The organism is Olsenella sp. An290 (assembly GCF_002159535.1).
Classification (GTDB): Bacteria; Actinomycetota; Coriobacteriia; order Coriobacteriales; family Atopobiaceae; genus Thermophilibacter.
Map to the genome: position 1 here is coordinate 22,455 of NZ_NFIU01000016.1, position 19,071 is coordinate 41,525.

At 68.8% G+C, this 19,071-nt stretch carries 15 protein-coding genes; 1 reads left to right on the plus strand and 14 read right to left on the minus strand.

Going from position 1 to position 19,071, the window contains the following annotated elements; translation table 11 throughout:
- Entirely contained in the window at window positions 1–1,101 is a 1,101-nt protein-coding gene (locus B5F84_RS08090) for an oligopeptide/dipeptide ABC transporter ATP-binding protein (RefSeq protein ID WP_087322610.1), read from the plus strand.
- Between the two features lie 212 nt (window positions 1,102–1,313).
- Here B5F84_RS08090 and B5F84_RS08095 read toward each other — a convergent pair whose 3' ends face one another.
- The 14 genes from B5F84_RS08095 to B5F84_RS08160 form a co-directional block, all read right to left on the minus strand.
- A complete protein-coding gene (locus tag B5F84_RS08095; RefSeq protein ID WP_087322613.1) occupies window positions 1,314–1,454 on the minus strand; it encodes a rubredoxin in 141 nt (46 codons plus the stop codon).
- A 78-nt stretch (window positions 1,455–1,532) separates the two neighbouring features.
- Window positions 1,533–2,045 carry a flavin reductase family protein gene (locus B5F84_RS08100; protein WP_087322616.1) on the minus strand — a complete coding sequence of 171 codons (513 nt, stop codon included), beginning with the start codon at window positions 2,043–2,045 and terminating at the stop codon, window positions 1,533–1,535.
- Window positions 2,046–2,083: 38 nt separating this feature from the next.
- Complete coding sequence (smpB, locus tag B5F84_RS08105; protein WP_087322619.1) at window positions 2,084–2,596, minus strand: SsrA-binding protein SmpB; 513 nt, start codon at window positions 2,594–2,596, stop codon at window positions 2,084–2,086.
- A complete protein-coding gene (locus tag B5F84_RS08110) occupies window positions 2,583–3,440 on the minus strand; it encodes a tetratricopeptide repeat protein (RefSeq protein WP_087322621.1) in 858 nt (285 codons plus the stop codon). The genes smpB and B5F84_RS08110 overlap by 14 nt, the downstream gene beginning before the upstream one ends.
- A 148-nt stretch (window positions 3,441–3,588) precedes the next feature.
- Window positions 3,589–5,610 (minus strand): VacB/RNase II family 3'-5' exoribonuclease, encoded by a 2,022-nt coding sequence (locus tag B5F84_RS08115; protein ID WP_087322625.1) that lies wholly within the window; start codon window positions 5,608–5,610, stop codon window positions 3,589–3,591.
- Window positions 5,611–6,051: 441 nt separating this feature from the next.
- On the minus strand, window positions 6,052–6,978 hold the full coding sequence (gene ftsX, locus B5F84_RS08120; protein ID WP_087322628.1) for a permease-like cell division protein FtsX: 927 nt from the start codon (window positions 6,976–6,978) through the stop codon (window positions 6,052–6,054).
- Complete coding sequence (gene ftsE, locus B5F84_RS08125) at window positions 6,965–8,047, minus strand: cell division ATP-binding protein FtsE (protein ID WP_087322631.1); 1,083 nt, start codon at window positions 8,045–8,047, stop codon at window positions 6,965–6,967. Before ftsE ends, ftsX begins: the two co-directional genes overlap by 14 nt.
- Before the next feature lie 169 nt (window positions 8,048–8,216).
- On the minus strand, window positions 8,217–9,155 hold the full coding sequence (locus tag B5F84_RS08130; protein WP_087322635.1) for a transketolase C-terminal domain-containing protein: 939 nt from the start codon (window positions 9,153–9,155) through the stop codon (window positions 8,217–8,219).
- Window positions 9,148–10,044 (minus strand): transketolase, encoded by an 897-nt coding sequence (locus tag B5F84_RS08135; protein ID WP_087322641.1) that lies wholly within the window; start codon window positions 10,042–10,044, stop codon window positions 9,148–9,150. Before B5F84_RS08135 ends, B5F84_RS08130 begins: the two co-directional genes overlap by 8 nt.
- 26 nt (window positions 10,045–10,070) lie before the next feature.
- On the minus strand, window positions 10,071–10,754 hold the full coding sequence (locus tag B5F84_RS08140) for a transaldolase family protein (protein ID WP_087322644.1): 684 nt from the start codon (window positions 10,752–10,754) through the stop codon (window positions 10,071–10,073).
- 96 nt (window positions 10,755–10,850) lie between these two features.
- The gene (locus B5F84_RS08145) at window positions 10,851–11,723 is read right to left on the minus strand and encodes a YitT family protein (RefSeq protein ID WP_087322646.1); all 873 of its coding nucleotides are present in this window, start codon (window positions 11,721–11,723) and stop codon (window positions 10,851–10,853) included.
- Complete coding sequence (prfB, locus tag B5F84_RS08150; RefSeq protein ID WP_087322649.1) at window positions 11,720–12,835, minus strand: peptide chain release factor 2; 1,116 nt, start codon at window positions 12,833–12,835, stop codon at window positions 11,720–11,722. The genes B5F84_RS08145 and prfB overlap by 4 nt, the downstream gene beginning before the upstream one ends.
- Window positions 12,836–15,697, minus strand: coding sequence for a preprotein translocase subunit SecA (gene secA / locus B5F84_RS08155; RefSeq protein ID WP_087322650.1), 2,862 nt, complete (start codon window positions 15,695–15,697; stop codon window positions 12,836–12,838).
- Window positions 15,698–15,819: 122 nt separating this feature from the next.
- Window positions 15,820–18,792: a bacterial transcriptional activator domain-containing protein gene (locus B5F84_RS08160; protein ID WP_087322653.1), complete on the minus strand. Its 2,973-nt coding sequence runs from the start codon at window positions 18,790–18,792 to the stop codon at window positions 15,820–15,822.
- Between the last annotated feature and the right edge of the window lie 279 nt (window positions 18,793–19,071).

Here is a 19,071-nt window from a genome sequence, read left to right on the forward strand (position 1 = left end):
ATGCCAGCCAACACCAACGACAACCTCATCGAGGTCCAGCACCTCACCAAGAGCTTTGTCGCCGACACCAACTTCTTTGGGAAGCCGACCTCCTTCGTGCAGGCCGTCGACGACGTGAGCTTCACCATCCGTCGGGGCGAGGCCTTTGGCCTGGTGGGCGAGTCCGGCTGCGGCAAGACCACGATCGGCAAGATGATCGTGGGGCTGCTGCGGCCCACGAGTGGGCGCGTGCTCTTTGAGGGGCGCGACATCACCGCGCTCGGCCCCCGGGAGCGCCGCGGGCTCTGCCGCGACATCCAGCTCATCTTCCAGGACCCCTACGCGAGCCTGAACCCGCGCATGACCGTGGGGCAGATCGTGGCCGAGCCCATCCTCACCAACGACATCCTGCCCAGAGACCAGGTGGACGACCGGGTGGACGAGCTGCTCGAGCGCGTGGGGCTGGCGAGCTACATGAAGAACCGCTACCCGCACGAGTTCTCGGGCGGCCAGCGCCAGCGCGTGGGCATCGCGCGGGCGCTTGCGGTGAACCCCAAGCTCATCGTCTGCGACGAGCCCGTCTCGGCGCTCGACGTCTCGGTCCAGGCGCAGGTGCTCAACCTTCTTGACGACCTCAAGGAGCAGTTCGGGCTCACGTACCTCTTCATCGCGCACGGGCTCAACGTGGTCAAGCACATCTCCGACCGCGTGGGCGTCATGTACCTGGGCCGCCTCATGGAGGTCGCGCCCAAGAACAGCCTCTACCACGAGCCGCTCTGCCCCTACACCCAGGCGCTCCTCTCGGCCATCCCGAGCCCCGACCCCAAGCTCCAGCGCCGGCGCATCATCCTCGAGGGCGACGTCCCGAGCCCCATTGACCCGCCGGCGGGCTGCCGCTTTGCGAGCCGCTGCTTTGCCAAGGTGGGCGCCTGCGACGTCTCGGCGCCCGACCAGCGCGAGGTGCTGCCCGACCACCTCTGCGCGTGCCACCGCTACAACGACGTCGACGCGTCCGAGGTGCGCCAGCTCGCGCGCGACATCCAGTACGCCGCGGCGCGCCCGAGCTATGGGCGCGGGAGCGACCTCGTGAACGCCGACCCGGTGGTAACGCCGGAGGGCTGACGCCGGCAACCCACCCGATGACACTCCCCGCGGCGGCCGCCCATCTCCTCCCACTCCCCGACGACCGCCCAACGAGCCCGGCCCCGCCAGTCGCGGGACCGGGCTTCGTCTGTGGGAACGAAAGAGGGCGGCCTCCCGCGGGAGGCCGCCCTGTGCCGTGAGGCAGCGCCGGGCGTCTGGGGACGCCCTGCGGACGCACCGTGGGTGCGGGCCTACTCCTCGACCAGCTCGAACAGATCGGGACCGACGCCGCAGACCTCGCAGACGAAGTCCTCGGGCAGCTCGGGGGTGTCAACGGTGACCTCCCAGCCGCAGACGGTGCAACGGAACGTGTACTTCTTCTCCTCGGCCATGCTTCTCTCCTCTCGTTTGACGTACGCACTGCTCAATAAATGCTATCACAACGGTGGCGTTTCTCGCCGCGCGCCGTGCTAACTCAGGCCGGCCACATAAGACGAGGCCTTGGCGGGCGTCTTGCCCCTGAGGGTACCATGGTAGTAGGCGTAGGTCATCGGCGGCACGTCAGAAAGGTTGGCCGCGTCGACGACCTCGCCGACGAAGGTCACGTGCGTGCCCACGTCGAGGGACCGAACCACGTTGCAGGCCACGAAGGAGCAGGTGTGCTCGGCGGGATAGGGGTCACCCGTGGAGGCGAGGCCGTGCGCGATGCCGTCGTACTTGTCAACGTCGGCCGAGGACCTGAAGCCAAAGCGGCCCACAAAGAGCATGTCCGCGGACTCGTCGACGACGGCAAGGGAGAAGTGCCCCGCGCGCTCGATGGCACCGCAGGTGACGTTCTCCTTGTTCACGGTCACGCTGACCTGAAGCGGCTCGGCGGTCACCTGCATGCCCGTGTTGACGAGACAGGCGGCCGCGTGCTCCCCGCCCGCCGCCGAGACCACGTAGAGGCCCGACGAGAACTTGAACAGTGCGCTGGCGTCCATACCCTCTCCTCTCCGATCCAAAGGGGCCACCCCTTGGGTCACCGGTTGAGCTCCTTGAGCGCGCGGGCGATCTCGCGGTCAGAGTCGCGGCGAGCCATGTCGGCGCGCTTGTCGTAGAGCTTCTTGCCGCGCGCGAGGCCAATGGAGAGCTTCACGCGGTTGTGCTCGTCGAAGTAGAGCTCCAGGGGCACGAGCGCGGCGCCCTTCTGGCGGAGCTTGCCGTCGAGGTAGTCGATCTGGCGGCGGTGCAGCAGCAGCTTGCGCTTGCGGTCCGGGTCGACGTTCCAGACGCCGCCGTTGGAGTAGGGGTGGATGTGGACGCCGTGAAGCCACGCCTCGTGGCCTCGGATGAGGCAGAACGCGTCCGTGAGCTGGCAGGCGCGCTCGCGCAGGCTCTTCACCTCGGTGCCCGTAAGGACAAGGCCCGCCTCGAGCGTCTCGTCGACGAAGTACTCGTGGCGCGCGGAGCGGTTCTTGGCAATGGTCTTCTTTCCGCCGGCCTTCTGGCTGGCGGCCGCGGCGGCCTGACGCAGGACCTTACTCTTGGCCATGTCCCGCCCCCTCGCTCGCGTCGGTCTCGCGGATGAGCTCGAGGAGCGCCTTGGCGGCAGGCTCGCCCACCAGGTCGCGGGCCCGCAGCACGAGCGTGGCGGCCACGTCGCGCTCGCCCGCCGCCGCGGCGTCGGAGGCGCACATGAGCAGGCAGATGGCGATCTCGGCGTTGGCGCCGTCAGGCAGGCCCTCGGCGGCGAGGAGCTCGGCCGCCTCGGCATCGTCCACGAGGTCGGGGTCGCGCTCGGTGCCGGCGGCCTGGTTGAGCGCGGCCGCGAGCGTGCCGTCCGTGACGTCGAGCGCGCGGGCGGCGCGCAGGGCCGCGGCGGCGGTGCGGGGCTTCTCGGAGACCTCGAAGTAGCCGGCAAAGTTCACGAAGGCGCGCGCAAGGTGGCGCGGGTCGCTCGCGCGCTCGAAGACGGTGTAGGTGAGCGCAAGGTACTCCTGCATGTCGCCGGCCACGCGGAAGAGGTCGGCGAGGTTGAGGCGGTAGCCGCAGTCCATGGGGTTCCAGCGCACGGCGCGCTTGAGCGCGGCCATCGCGGCGTCATAGTCGCCGGCCTGGACGTTTGCGAGCGCGAGGTCGTTGTAGAGCCGGTCGAGCGGCTCGCCGACGTCGCGCAGCTCGCGCGGGTCCTTCTCCACCCGGCGGTACGCGAGGCGCTCAAAGAGCGTGGGGAAGCTGAACCACTGCACCTCGTCGGTGGTGGGACAGTTCTTGTCCACGTACTCCTCGGCGTCCTCGGCAAGACGGGCGAGCAGCTCCGCCGCCGCGTCCGCCTGGCCCTGGAGCATGATCCCCTCGGCGCGCTCAAGCTCTCCCGTCAGTTCCGTCTGGCTCATCAAACCTCCTCGCGGCCGTGCGGCCGCGTCTCGTGCCCTTGACTCCTAGTCTTCCCATTATCCCCCACGCGCAATCCCTTGTGGGGCCGCGGCGGGAGGCGCGGCAGGGCCGGCGGCCCGTCGCCTTTGTCACGCCCGCCCGCGAGCGCTACGCGGGAAGGGCAAAGTCGATCTGGCCGCGGGCCACGTTGACGTCATCGACCACCACCGTGACGCGGCGGCCGAGGCCCCAGACCTCTCCGGAGGCCTCCCCCGTGAGCGTCATGCGGGCCTCGTCGTAGGCAAACCATTCGTCTCCGAGCTCGCGCACGGGCAGCAGGCCCTCGGCGCAGGTGTCGTCAAGCATCACGAAGACGCCATAGCGCTCGCACCCCGTCACCACGCCGGAAAGGCGCTCGCCGATGCGCTCGGAGAAGAGCTCGGCCATCTTGATCTTCTGGGACGCCCTCCCCGCGGCGTCGGCGGCGCGCTCGCGCTCCGAGCAGGTTCGGCAGAGCTGGGGGAGCGCCTGGGCCTGCGCGCGCATGGCCCGGCCCTCGAGCGTGCCCGAAAGGCGAGCCTTGAGGGCCCGGTGCACGAGGACGTCGGGATAGCGCCTGATGGGCGAGGTGAAGTGGCAGTAGGCCGGGGCGCCCAGGGCATAGTGGCCGACGTTGTAGGGCAGGTAGACGGCCCTGCGCTGGGCGCGCAGGAGCAGGGCGCTCGCAAGGAGGGCGCCATCGGTCCCCCGCGCGCCGTCGAGCACGTCACGAATGGCAAAGGGGTCGCCCGCCAGCAGGCCGGCCGTGAGCTCGCGGTCGAGCAGGCCAAGCTCCTGAAGGGGCTGGACGCACGCCCTCAGGTCCTCGGGGGCGGGGCGCTCGTGGGCGCGGTAGGCGGCGGGCGCCTCGGCCTCGGAGAGCAGGCTCGCCACGCATTCGTTCGCCAGGAGCATGGCCTCCTCGATGAGGCCCGTGGCGCGCGTGCGACGTCGGACGGTGACGTCCGTGGGGCGGCCCCTCTCATCAAGCCGGACCTTGGCCTCGACGGTCTCGAAGTCGATGGCGCCCCGGTCGCGCCTCACGCGCTCGCGCAGCGCGCGGACCTCGTCGAGCACCCGAAGCGCCTCGGCAACGTCCGTGGAGCGCCCGCCCTCGCAGGGGAGCTCCCCCGCGGAGAGGCGCCCCTCGAGCAGCGCGTCAACCTCGTCGTAGCTCAGGCGGGCCGCGGAGCGGATGGCCGAGGGGCGGGCCCGGAAGCCCGTCACCCTCCCCCTCCCGTCAAGGCGCACGACCACGCTCACGGCAAGGCGGTCCTCCCGGGGGCGCAGGGAGCAGAGGTCGTTTGAGAGCCGCTCGGGCAGCATTGGGATGACGCGGTCAACGAGATAGGCCGAGCAGGTGCGGCGCTTGGCCTCGTTGTCCAGGGGGTCGTCCTGGGCAACGTAGTGCGTGACGTCGGCAATGTGGACGGAGACCTCGAAGCCCCCGTCCTCGAGCCGCCTCGCCCCGACCGCATCGTCAAAGTCGCGCGCGTCGGCGGGGTCCACCGTCACGCAGAGCCCGTCGCGCAGGTCCCATCGGGCGGGCTCGGCGGCAAGCGTCGCCGCGACGTCATCCGCGAGGCCCTCCGCCTCCTCGAGCGCCGAGGCAGGAAAGTCCCCGGGAAGCCCAAAGGACGCAATGACGGACTCGACGTTGAGGTCGAGCTCGTCCGATGACCCCACGCGGCGGTCCAGCGTCACCACGGCGGCGCTTCGCCGGGTCGGGTACTCGGTGATGCGCGCCACCACGACGTCCCCCGGGCGCACGCCCAGCCGCTCCGGGGTCGGGTCCTCCGGGACCACGAAGAAGTCGCGGCCTAGGCGGGCATCGAGCGGGACCACGGCCCCCAGGGGGCCAGCGTCCTCGAAGCGGCCAAGAAAGGTCTCGACGGCACGGGAGAGCACCGAGCGCACCACGGCGCGCGGCGCCTGGCCGTGGCGCTCCACAAGGGCCACCTCGACCTCGTCGCCGTTCATGGCCTCGCGCTGCCCGTGGCGCATCAGGTCAAACGAGCCCTCGGGCGTCTCGACGCGCGCCGCGCCGGGACGTGTCACCACAAGGGTTCCCGTGACCGTCTGGCTGCGTCCGCGCGGGCCGCCCGTGCGCCCCCGCCTCCTGCTTCCCCGGTGCGGCCTCCCGCGCCCCATGGCATCCCCTTTCGTTGCCCTCCTTCATCAAGATGGTATCGCACGCCAGCGCCGCTCGACCGGGCCCCGGCCCACGAGCGCGCGTCGAACCCTCCCGACTGTGCAGTTTGTCCCATCTGGCAGTGAAACTCGTCCGAGCATGTGCAGATACGGCATTCTGGCAGTGCCCCAATCCGCCGTCCAGACCCATTTCGGCCCAGCCTGCAAACGCCATCCTGCGCATTCTTCCGCAAGGACGGCCACCGGAGCGCGCAACCCCACTGCCAAAAGGCTCCTTCTGCACACGGTGGCGGCCTTTTCGCTACCAGAAGGCCAACTTTGCGCAGCCGGCCCCGGCAATCACAAGCGACGCCGTCGGCGGCCGCCAGGCCAATCCCACGCCAAACAAGAGGGCCCCGGCCGCACGCGGCCGGGGCCCTCCGACAGCCCGATCGGCTGGTCCTACACCTTGAGGTAGCGGCGCATCGCGATGGCAGAGCCAAACAGGCCGATGAGCACGCCGATGCCCAGGAGGGCGGCGTAGGTCAGGTAGACGACGTTGGCCGGCAGGTCGAAGGCGAGGAACGAGAGGTTCTCCGCCAGGGCGGGCATGAGGGTGTTCATGCCCGCGGCCAGGGCGCCGATGGCAAGCAGCGCGCCGAGGATGGCCTCGATCGTGCCCTCCATGACGAAGGGCCCGCGGATGAAGCCGTTGGAGGCGCCCACGAGGCGCATGATGCCGATCTCGCGACGCCGCGCCGTGATGGCCAGACGAATCGTGTTGTTGATGAACACGAAGGCCACAAAGGTCAGCAGCGCGATGAGCGCCACGGCCGCGATGCGGAAGTACACGCCAACGCTCAGGAGGCGCTCGACGGTACCCTGCCCGTACTGGACGTCGCCGGACGGGTCGCTGGAGTCGTCGCAGATCTCCACGAAGTCGGGGTCTTCCATGATGCGCTCGGCCGTCTCGGCAACCTTCTGCGGGTCGTCGAGCCTGATGACGATGGAGGCGGGCAGCGGGTTCTCGCCGTCAAGGGCAGTCACGGCGTCGGCCGCGTTGCGGTTGGACATCGAGGTGCGGAAGTCCTCGAGCGCCTGCTCCTTGGTCTTGAAGGTGACGGACTCGACGTTGTCCCAGCCGCGCAGGGCCTCCTGGTAGTCCTCGACGGCCTGCTCGTCGGCGTCGTCGGAGATGAACGCCTGGATGGTGACCTGGTCCTCGACGTTGCCGAGGGCGCTGTTGAGCAGCACCGAGCCCAGCGCAAAGACGCCGATGATGAACAGGGACAGGAAGATGGTGACGACGGCACCGAGCACCGTGGTCCAGTTGCGGCGGAAGTGGTGGCCGCACTCGCGGAGCGAGTAGCCAAAGTTAGAGGGCACCATAGTAGCCGTAGCCTCCCCTCTCCTGGTCGCGGACCACGTGGCCGGCCTCGAGCGCGATGACGCGCTTGCGCATGGAGTCGACCATCTCACGGTCGTGCGTGGCCATGACGACGGTGGTACCGGCACGGTTGATGCGGTCGAGCAGCTTCATGATGCCCAGCGAGATGGCCGGGTCGAGGTTGCCCGTGGGCTCGTCGCAGACGAGCAGCGGCGGGCGGTTGACCATGGCGCGCGCCACGGAGACGCGCTGCTGCTCGCCGCCGGAGAGCTGGTCCGGGAAGCTCTTCATGCGCTCCGCGAGGCCGACGAGGCGAAGCACCTCGGGAACCTGGGCCCTGATGACGGACTTGGGCTTGCCGATGCACTCAAGGGCAAAGGCGACGTTCTCGTACACCGTCTTGTCCGGCAGGAGCTTGAAGTCCTGGTAGACCGTACCAATCTGGCGACGCAGGTACGGGACCTTGCGGTTGCGCATCTTGGTGAGGTCCTGCCCGGCCACGATCACCTGGCCGGAGGTCGCGCGCAGCTCGCGCGTGATGAGGCGCAGCAGCGACGACTTGCCCGACCCCGAGTGGCCGACGATGAAGACGAACTCGCCGGGGTAGATGTCGAGGCTCACGTCGTCGAGGGCGGGCTTGTTGGGCTGGGCCGGGTAGATGAGTGAGACGTTTTTGAACGACACGGTCGGGGTGCCGGTCCGCTGGACCTCAGGCGCGTCATCGCTTGCCAGGGGCGCGAAGACGCTCGTGAAGCCCGGCTGATCGGTGGGATCCGCGGGCTCGGAGGCGGTGACGACATGCACGGCCTCGAGGTCGGCGTCCTGGGACGCCGGGGCGGCCTCGGGGGCGCTCACGGGCTCGACGGCCGGAGCGGAGGCCGGGACGTCCCCCTCGACGGCCGGCGCAGGGGCGGCCTCGGGGGCGGGCGTCGCGGCGGCAAGAAGGTCGCCGGTGTCCTCGGCCTGCTCGGCCTCTGCCTCTACCTGCGGAGCCGCGTCGGGCATGGCGGCGTCGAGACGCTCGTCGCCCTCCGACCCCTGTCGCTCAGCGCTGCGAAAGTGACTGGCCACAGAAGCTCCTTTTCTTGTGCTCACAAACGGGCAAATACGGGCCACAGTCTAGCAAAAGCCCAGCTTTCCCCCATTCGGAGGCCGTCTTGAGTCCACATAAAGCAGAAGCTCGTCACACCTTCTTCTCGCACCGCACACAGCCCGCACACACGAGGCGAGCCCCGGGGCGCTACGACGCGCTCGAGGCAAGAAACTCCTCGACGGCGCGCGAGATGCCGGTGTGGTCGAGCCCAAAGTGCACGAGCAGCTCGTCGCCAGGCGCCGAGGTGCCAAAGCCGCGCATGCCCACGAAGCGCATCGGGGTCGGCAGCCGCTCGGCCAGAAGCTCGGCCACGGCCGAGCCCATGCCGCCATAGACCATGTGCTCCTCGCAGGTCACCACGCGACCGGTCTTCCGTGCGCTCGCAAGGATTGTGGCCTCGTCGAGCGGCTTCACGGAGTAGACGTCGATCACCTCGGCGGAGATCCCGCGCTCGGCCAGGCCCTCGGCCGCGCGCAGCGCGTGGGCCACCTCGACGCCGCAGGCGCAGATCGTGACGTCGGTGCCCTCGCGCAGCACGTTGGCCCCGCCGAGCGAGAAGGAGGCGGACTCGTCGTACACCTCGGGCACCTTGTGCCGGCCCATGCGCACGTAGAGCGGGCCGGGCGTCTGGGCCGCAATGCGGATGGCCGCCTTGGCCGCGCGATAGTCCGCCGGGACGAGCACGCGCATCCCGGGGAGCACGCGCATGAGCGTGATGTCCTCGAGCATCTGGTGCGTCGCGCCGTCCTCGCCCACCGTGACGCCGGCGTGCGTCGGGCAGATCTTCACGTTGAGGTCGGCGTCGCAGACGGTGTTCCTGATCTGGTCGTAGCAACGCCCCGTGCCAAAGACGGCAAAGGAGGCGGTGAAGGCGATGCGGCCGGTGAGCGAGAGCCCCGCGGCCACGGTCACCATGTTCTGCTCCGCGATGCCCGCGTCAAACGCGCGCTCGGGATAAGCCGCGGCGAGCTTGCCGGTGGTGGTGGAGCCGGCGAGATCGGCGTCGACGGCGACCACGTTCATGCCCTCGTCAACAAGCTCGACGAGCGTCTCGCCAAACGCCTCGCGCGTGGCACGGTTAGCCATGGCAGACCTCCTTCTCCAGCTCGGCGCGGGCGGCGTCGAGCTCAGCGATCGCGGCGGCGGCCTCGTCGGCCGAGGGGGCGACGCCGTGCCAGCCGCACGCGTCCTCCATGAAGGAGACGCCCTTGCCCTTGACGGTCTCGCAGATGATAGCGGTGGGGCGCCCGGACCCGAGGTTGCCCTTGGCCCAGCGCAGCGCGTCCAGCAGCGCCGCGACGTCATGGCCGCAGACGCGCCGCACGCCCCACCCGTAGGCGGCGAACTTCGCGTCGATGTCGCCCAGCGAGCAGACGTCGGTCACGTGACCGTCAATCTGCAGGTTGTTAAGGTCGAGGAAGGCCACGAGGTTGTCGAGGCCGTGGTGGGCGGCGAACATCATCGCCTCCCAGTTGGAGCCCTCCTGCATCTCGCCGTCACCAAGGACGCAGAAGACGCGGCGGCGCGCCTCGGGGGCGTCGTCGAGCTTGAGGCCCAGGGCAACGCCCGCGGAGATGGACAGGCCCTGCCCCAAGGAGCCGGAGCACACCTCAAGGCCGCGCAGCGCGTGGCAGTCGGGATGGCCCTGAAGCTTGCTGCCCAGGTGGCGAAGGGTGGGAAGATCCTCGTCGGCAACCCAGCCGAGCTGGTGGAACGCCGCGTAGAGCGCGGGAGCCGCATGCCCCTTGGAGAGGAAGAACCTATCGCGGGAGTGGTCGTCGGGGTTCTCGCGGTCGTAGTCCATCTCACCCGAGAAGTACAGCGTCGCCATGATGTCGGTCGCGGAAAGCGAGCCGCCGGGGTGACCGGACTTTGCGGCCTCCAGCATCCGGATGATGTCATGGCGCATGGCGTTGGCCACGAGCTCGATCTCAAGGACCGAGCCGGCGTCCTGCGCCGCGATGGTGGTGCTCATGAGTCTCCTCGTCTCTTCGTGCGGTCCTAGCCCTGCGCCCTGACCTTTTCCCAGGCGGCGTCAAAGCCGGTAAGCCCCTGGTCGGTCAGCGGGTGGCGCAGGCACTTCCTGAGGGCGGCGAGCGGCACGGTGGCAATGTCGGCGCCAAGCAGCGCCGCCTGCGTCACGTGGTGCGGCGTGCGCACCGACGCGGCGATGATCTCCACCGTGTCGTCAGGGTTCCTCCCCGCCCAGTCGTAGTTGTGAACGCAGGCGATGACGGTGCCGAGCTGGTCGAGACCGTCCTCGGAGATGTCGTCAAAACGCCCGATGAACGGCGAGATGTAGCGCGCGCCCGCGTTTGCCGCGAGAAGCGCCTGCGGGGCGGAGAAGACAAGCGTCATGTTGACGCGGACGCCCTCGGAGGCGAGCGTGCGCGTCGCGGCGAGCGCCTCGGCGCAGACCGGCAGCTTGACGACCACGTTGGGGGCAAGCGCGGAGAGGCGCCGCCCGTCGGCGACCATGTCCTCGACGGTCTTGGCGCAGGACTCGACGGAGACCGGGAGCCCCTCGCAGAGCCGCGCGATCTTGGTCATGTGCTCCTCAAAGCCCGAGAGCGACCCGCCCGTCTTGGCATAGAGGGAGGGGTTGGTGGTGACGCCCGCAAGGCACCCCCACGAAAGAGCCTCCCTGATCTCGTCCAGGTCGGCAGTATCGATGAAGAACTTCATGCTCGGCCCCTTTCCTCGCCGTCACCTACCCGCCCTACGATACACGCGCGGGCCCGCGCTGTCATCGCACGCGGGACAAAATGAACCAAGCCGAAATCACGAGCCGCCAATCTGGCGGAATCCCTCGCCAAAGACCTCGTGCACCTCGGAGATGATGACGATGGCGTCGGGGTCGATGCCCGCCACGATCTGCTTGAGGCGCATGCTCTCCGAGCGCCCGAGCACGCACAGCAGCACGGGACGGCTGTTGCCGCTCCAGACGCCGCGCGCCTGAAGCTCCGTGCACCCTCGGTTGAGCGTGTAGAGAATCTCGTTGGCGATCTTCTCGTGCTCCGTCGAGATGATGTAGGCGGCGCGCGCGGAGCGCGGCCCGTCGACCACGGCGTCGATGACCTTGCCGCAGATGAACATGGCCACGGCCGCGTAGAGCGCCTGCTCGATCGAGAAGACCGTGGCGGAGAAGGCGATGATCACGCCGTCCACGATGATGACGGCCGTGCCCACGGGCATGCCGGTCCTTCTCGCAAGGAGCTGGGAGACGATGTCGGTGCCACCGGTGTTCCCGCCGGTCCGAAAGACGAGCCCCAGGCCTACGCCCGTGATGATGCCGCCCCAGAGCGCACAGAGGAGAAGGTCGTTCTCCCCGCCGACGGCCGGCAGGAAGGGCACGAGGGCATCCGTGAAAAACCCGCAGGCCAGAATGCCCGCGACGGTGCGCGCGATGTAGCCGCGGTCCCCAGAGCGCACCACGAGCGCCAGGAGCAGCACGTTCATGGCAATGGTCTGCAGGCCCACGGGCAGAAAGACGCCCAGGCCGTCGGCGATGGCCGAGAAGACCGTGGCGAGACCCGTGACGCCACCCGCGGCCAGGCCGTAGGGAATCTCAAAGACGTCGACGCCGACGGCAAAGATGAGCGAGCCCACGATGATGAGGAAGGCGTCGCGAACGACCGTGCGCCACAGGGTCACGACGCGCGCTCCTCACCGACCGCCCAGCGGTGGTAGCCAACGACAAAGCGGTCGAGGTCGCCGTCGTCGAGGACGGACTCGACGTTGCCGGTCTCCACGCCGGTCCGCAGGTCCTTGACGAGCTGATAGGGATACAGGACGTAGCTCCTGATCTGGTTGCCAAAGCCGATGTCGCGTTTGGGGCCGCGCAGCTCGTCGAGCTCCTCGGCACGGCGGGCGAGCTCCATCTCGTAGAGGCGGCTCCTGAGCACGCTCATGGCAAACGCCTTGTTCTGAAGCTGGCTGCGCTCGTTCTGGCAGGTGACCACAATGCCCGTGGGGAGGTGCGTGATGCGCACGGCAGAGTCCGTGGTGTTGACGCCCTGGCCACCGTGGCCGGACGCGTGATAGACATCGATGCGCAGGTCGTTGGGGTCAATCTCGACCTCGACGTCATCTGGCAGCACGGGCAGCACCTCGACGCCGGCAAAGGTGGTCTGGCGACGCTTCTTGGCGTCGGTGGGTGAGATGCGCACCAGGCGGTGCACGCCCTGCTCGGCGCGAAGCATCCCGTAGGCGTTCTTCCCGCTCACGGTAAACGTGGCGCGGTCGAGCCCGATGGCCTCGCCGGGCACCGCGTCGTTGACGGTGACCTTCCAGCCGCGACGGTCGCAGTAGCGCTGGTACATGCGGAAGAGCATCTCGCACCAGTCCTGCGCCTCGAGGCCGCCCTGGCCCGGCGTGATGGTCACGATGGCGTCGCCGTGATCGAGCTCGTCGGTGAACCAGCTCGAGAGCTCGAGCTCCGAGAGGTCGTGCTCGAGCCCGGAAGCGAGGGAGGCGGACTCGGCGAGCAGGTCCTCGTCGCCCGTCTCCTCGCCGAGCTCGAAGGCGGCCCGGGCGTCCTCGAGCTTGGCGCGCGCCGCCTCGATGGCCGAGACGTCGTCTCTGGCGGAGGCCAGGCGCGCCATGAGCTCGCGCGCGGAGTCGGCGTCGTCCCAGAAGCCCGGCTCGGAGCTCTTCGCCTCGAGCTCGCGCACCTCCAGGCGCCGCTCGTCGAGGTGGAGGTACCCCTCCACCTCGGCAAGGCGTCCGGCGAGCGCGTCAAAGGTCGCCGCGGTGACGTCGGCCATCTATCGGTTCCTGCCGTGGCAGTTCTTGAACTTCTTGCCGCTCCCGCACGGGCAGGGGTCGTTGCGGCCCACGCCCACGTACGGGTCGGGGTCCTCGGACTTGCGGTAGGTGCGCGGCTTGCCGGCACCGGGCTGCGGCGCGCTCGGGGCCGCGCCGGCGGGCGCGGGCGCCATGGCGGGGCGGGCGCCCTGGTCGCCGTCGACCTCGCGCGGGCCGGAGTACTGCGCGCCACGGAGCTCCGCGGGCTCGTCCTCGACGGGCTCCTCCTTGGCGGGGGCGGCGGGCTTCACGATGACCTCGAAGTGGAGGATCATGCGCAGGAAGTCCTCGTACATCGTGGCCACAAGCTCGGTGAAGGCCGCGTAGGCCTCGCTCTTGTACTCCACGAGCGGGTCGCGCTGGCCAAAGCCGCGCAGGCCGATGCCCGTCTTGAGATAGTCCATCTCCTGCAGGTAGGACATCCAGCGCGTGTCAATGACGCGCAGCATGACCTGGGCCGCAAGGGCCTGCATGATGTCCGCGCCAAGCCGCTCGCTCTTCTCGGAGAAGCAGCGGTCGACAAAGGCGTCGACGAGCTCCACGACGTCGGCCTGCTTGGCCTTCTCGGGAACCTCCAGGTCGCCCTTGCGACCCGTAAGCTCCTCGAGCCAGCCGTTGAGGCCCTTCACGTCCCACTCGCCGCGCGGGGCGTTCTCGGGGCAGTACGCCCCCACCACGCGCTTGGCCACGTCAAGGGTGACCTCGTCGATGTGCGCCATGAGGTCCTTGCCGTCGAGGATGTTGTTGCGCTCCTCGTAGATGACCTGGCGCTGCGTGTTCATGACGTTGTCGTAGTCGAGGACGTTCTTGCGCATCGAGAAGTTGACCTCCTCGACCTTGCGCTGGGCGCTCTCGACGGCCCGCGTGACCATCTTGGACTGGATGGGCATGTCGTCGGGCATCTGGTACTTCTGCATCATGGCCGCGATCTTCTCCATGCGATCGCCGCCGAAGAGGCGCATGAGGTCGTCCTCGAGCGAGAGGTAGAACTGGGTCTCGCCCGGGTCGCCCTGACGGCCGGAGCGGCCGCGGAGCTGGTTGTCGATGCGGCGGCTCTCGTGGCGCTCGGTGCCGATGACGTAGAGGCCACCGGCGGCGATCACGTGCTCGCGCTCGACCGCGCAGCGCTCCTTCGCCTCGGCGAGCGCGCGCGTGCGCTCCTCGGCGATGGCGAGAAGAACCTCGGGCTCGATCTCTATCCCCTGCCTGGCCAGCTCCTCGGAGGTCAGCCTGGCCGGGTCGCCCGCAGCGAGGACGCTCTTCACCGTGGCCTGCTCGACGCCGAAGTCGAGGGAGAGCACCGCCTCCTCGGCCAGCTCCTCGGCATTGCCGCCCAGCAGGATGTCCGTGCCACGGCCGGCCATGTTCGTCGCAATGGTGACCGCGCCCTCACGGCCGGCCTGCGCCACGATCTGGGCCTCGCGCTCGTGATACTTGGCGTTGAGCACGCTGTGCTTGATGCCGCGCTTGTCGAGGATGCGGGAGAGCTTCTCGGAGTTCTCGATGGAGACGGTGCCCACGAGGCACGGTTGTCCCTTGGCGTGGCGCTCGACGACGTCATCGGCCACCGCCTTGAACTTGCAGTCGAGCGTGCGGTAGACGAGGTCGTCGTGGTCCACGCGGATCACCGGCTTGTTGGGCGGGATGACCTGCACCGGGATGTGGTAGACCTCGCGGAACTCCGCGTCCTCGGTCATGGCCGTGCCCGTCATGCCGGAGAGCTTGTCGTACATGAGGAAGTAGTTCTGGAGGGTAATGGTTGCGAGCGTCTGGTTCTCCTCGCGGATGTGCACGCCCTCCTTGGCCTCGATCGCCTGGTGCAGGCCCTCGGAGTAGCGACGGCCCTCCATGATGCGGCCCGTGAACTCGTCGACGATCTTGACCTCGCCGTCAACGACCACGTACTGCTGGTCGCGATGGAACATGTACTCGGCCTTGAGCGCCTGCTGCAGGTGGTTGACGAGCTGGCCGGAGACGTCGGCGTAGATGTCCTCGATGCCCAGGGCCGCCTCGACGCGCTTCAGGCCGTCATCGGTCGTGGCGATGGTGTGCTTGGCCTCGTCCATCGTGTAGTCGACCTCGGGGGTGAGGCCGCGCACGGCGCGGGCGAAGTCCTTGTAGGTGCTTGCGGACTTGGTGCCCGCACCGGAGATGATGAGCGGGGTGCGCGCCTCGTCGATGAGGATGGAGTCCGCCTCGTCGACGATGGCGTAGTGGTGACCGCGCTGGACGCGCATGCTCGCGCGCGTGACCATGTTGTCGCGCAGGTAGTCAAAGCCGAACTCGGAGTTCGTGCCGTACGTGACGTCGGCCGCGTAGGCAGGCTTCTTGAGGTTGAGGCGCATGCCGTTCTGGATGAGGCCCACGCTCATGCCCAGGTAGCGGTAGATCTGGCCCATCCACTCGCTGTCTCGGCGGGCCAGGTAGTCGTTCACCGTGACAATGTGGACGCCCTTGCCGGGGATGGCGTTGAGGTAGCCCGCGAGGGTGGAGACGAGCGTCTTGCCCTCGCCGGTCTTCATCTCGGCGATGGTGCCCCGGTGAAGCGCGATGCCACCGATGATCTGGACGTCAAAGTGGCGCAGGCCCGTCGTTCGACGAGAGGCCTCGCGCACCGCGGCAAAGGCCTCCGGCAGAAGGTCATCGAGGGTCTCGCCCTGAGCGTAGCGCTCGCGGAACGCTGCCGTGCAGCCCCTGAGCTCGTCCTCGGACATGGCCGTGAACTTGGGCTCGAGGTCGTTGACGCGCGCCGCGATCTTCTCGAACTCCTTGAGTTCGCGGTCGGCGCCTATCGACAGCAGCTTGGAGAGAAAGTTAGGCATGCGGCTCCCCTGTTGGTTCTCAGGACCGTGCTCCCTACGGCACAGCCACGCCCACCACTTTACCCATACCCCTTCGGCCAACGGCCGACAAGGTCGTCACTCACCAAAAGCGCACCGCAGCCCTAGGCCGGCACCACCTCCTGCCGGATGACCCCGGGACGCTCCTCCCGCTCCCCCAGCGCGGCCCGTCTCAGAAGCCTCGAGGGCGGCTCCTTCACCGTGAGCATGAGGCGGCGCGCGTAGCGCCGGTACTGCTGCTCTGCCTCCACGTTGCGCCCGCTTGCCCTGAGGCCCCGCACGAGGGCGATGACCGCATCCTCTCGCAGCTCGTTGATGGCAAGCGCGTTCTGGGCGAGCCGCACCGCGGTGCGGCGCCGGCCCAGGCGAAGCGCCGCGTCTGAGCCCGCCACCATGGCGTCCGCGTAGAGCTCTCGCAGCTCGTCCCGACGTGCCGACACAAAGCCCGTGGCGTCCACCGCAGGGAGGTAGAGGTCGCCCGTGTAGAGCTCCTCCGCACGGCGCGCCATCTCGAGCGCCCGCATGTCGTCGCGCGCGTCCGAGGCCTCGCGGGCGCACGTCCTGAACTCGTCCACGTCCACGCTCACCAGGGCCGGGTCCAGGGACACCGCGCGCGTGGTCCTGCTCACGATGAACGGGTCGAGCCCGTCGTCGATCTCCGAGACGATCGACCTCACCACGCTCGTCGCCTGGTAGACCCGCCCGAACCCCGCCCCATACTCGCAGTCGGGCCAGACCTGCTCGACGAGCTGGTGACGACGTGCGGCAGCCCCGTGCCGCAGGGCGAGAAACTCGAGCATGGACTTGGCGCCGCGCTGCTCGAGGCGGGCGTCCGGGACGCGCACGCCCCTCACGTTGAGCACGAAGTCGCCCAGGAGCCTGATCTGAATGGGCGCCGCGTCGAGCGGCGGCCGACCGGCCCAGGCATCGCCCGCCCAGGCCGCGGGCGCAGCTCCGGACGACGCGGCGGCCCATCCCGTCCCCAGCCGCATCAGCGCCTGGCGCCAGCTCGGGGGGATTGCGTTCAGCAGGCGTCGGGAGAAGTCACCCACCCCGATGCTCAGGGCAACGAGCAGCCAGAGCGCCTCGCGAGGCGGGTCGTCGGGAAGGTCCACCTCCTCATGGGCGAGCTCGCCCTCCGGCACGAGCGTCTCGTGGAGCACAACGCAGACCCGCCCCAGGTCATCGTGGGGCTGCACGGAAAGCGGCGTCACCTCGTCGCCGGAGAGGCCCCTCGCCACGTCCCCCACCATCACCGCCACGCGCGCAAGGTACTCGAGCCCCGCGCGGCCCGCGACGGCGCGGGCGAGCACGGAGCGGACGCCAGCTCGCGCGAGCGCGCCCCTGCGCAGGTCAAAGATGCAGCCGGCCACAAGGGCGAAGACCTGGACGACGACATCGCCGCTTCGTTCCGCCCGGGAGACAAGGTCGTCTGCCAGCGCGCCGGCGCTCTCCCCCTCGCCCAGCAGCCCGCGCAGCACGCTCACGGATGCCACGGTGCCGGAGAGGCCGCGCAGCTGCTCGGAGGAGAGCATCCCTCGAGCTCGCTCCAGGTCTGCGGTGCCCTGCACGGGCGGGTCGCAGAGGAAGAGCCGCGCCAGCTCAAGATCAATCCTGAGAAGGGCCCGAGAGACGGACGGCCCGTCTCCCGTGCCGGGGTTTGCCACGAGCAGACGCATGGCCGACGCAAAGCGCCCCTGCGCCATGAGCTGCGTCGCCTCGCGATGCGCCAGAAGACGCGTCTCGAGCTCGCTCCACGCACCCTCCGCAAAGGCGACAAGCGGGGGCAGCGCCCGGAGGGCCCGGCGTGCGTCCAGAAAGAGCAGGGCCTCGCGCAGGTCGCCGCCTATCGCCTCCTGCTCGTCGGGCGCCCAGGAAAAGACCTCGCGGCCCGGATTTGAGAGCGAGAGCGCGCGCGTCGCCGCCCAGAGGGCAAAGTCACGGGAGCCGTCCGGAGCGATGGACGGCCCCGGCCCAAGAACGTCCCTCATCAGATTGGTGCACCCCGCCTCCAGAAAGCCCGCCCCATGCCCAAGCGCCACCTCGCGCCAATCCAGGGAGCGCGAGAAGTCGCAGATGGCCGCGGCGCGCGCATAGTCGCCACGCTCCGTGAGCGCCCGGACGACACCCACCAAAACATCTGGGAAAAGGCCCGCCATAGAGGAGAGCTCCGGCCTCAGCGACGCGAGCACGCGCAGGCTGTGGCCGCGCAACGCGCTGAAGCGCGTGAGGTCAGACGAGAACTCGAGCAGCGCAACGTTGTCGGCCACCATTCCGACAAGCTCGGAGGGAACGGAGCCGAGGGCGACCTCAAGATCGTGGAGGGTCCCTTGGCCCAAAAGAAGGAGCGCATACCTGAGGCGCAGCTCCTCATCTGAGAGCGTGAGCCTCAGGCAGCCGTCAACGAGCGCGCGAAACGCATCAGTATAGGAGGCGGGGAGGTCAACGACGCGCCCCTCCGCAAGACGCGCCGAGAGAAGGCCGCGGACGAGCGTAGGAATCCCGTGCGTAAGGCGCCTGATCGGATAGGCGGCCTCCCCTCGCTCGGCTCCCATCACGCGCCGGGCGAGAAGATCGCGCGATCCGAGGACAAGGCACTCGGGCAGAGGCTCGAGGAGCTGCCGCGCCTCGGGAGCAAGGGTGAGGACGCAGGAGATGCCCGATTCGATGAGTCTCCGCACGGCGCGAGCCTGCCGGCGAACCCCTCCCTCATCAGAGGGCGGGACGTTCTCAAACGCGACGAAGGCGGGGGACTTCGAGCGAGTCGCTTCGCGACAGACCCGCACCATAAGCGAAGACGCGTCCGAGGGCGAGAGCGCGAGAAGATCATGGCGATAGACCTTATGTCCCTGCTGGGCATGGAGCGCGACGATGGACACGACCATCTCCTCGACGCCCATTCCAGGCTCAACGCAGAGCGCAAGGATTCTAGAGCGCGCACATGACCCAAAAACGGAGCGGGCGCGCCCGTCCTCGAGAAGCTCGTCCAAGTAGTCGGCGTCGATCAAGCGCTCGTCCTGGGATACCTCGGCGGGTCGTTCGTCGACGAGAGACGCATCGTTCTGGCGATCGGGCATGGGAACTACCTCCGCGACACATTGCTTACAGGCGGTCGCTAGGTACAGTATCACCCGAAATGACAATGCAAGAGGAAGTTTAATAAATCTCTTCGTTCAATTTTGGAAGCTTAGTGATAGCAAGCGGAAAGCAGCGGGGAAGCTGGGGCAACGAGCCCGAAACAATGGGGCCCCGCCACAGGAAAATGCCCCTTGTTGGTCAGCGACGTCCTGCTCTCCCACGGACTGACTCCGCAGTACCATCGGCGCTCGGGGGCTTAACTTCCGGGTTCGGAATGG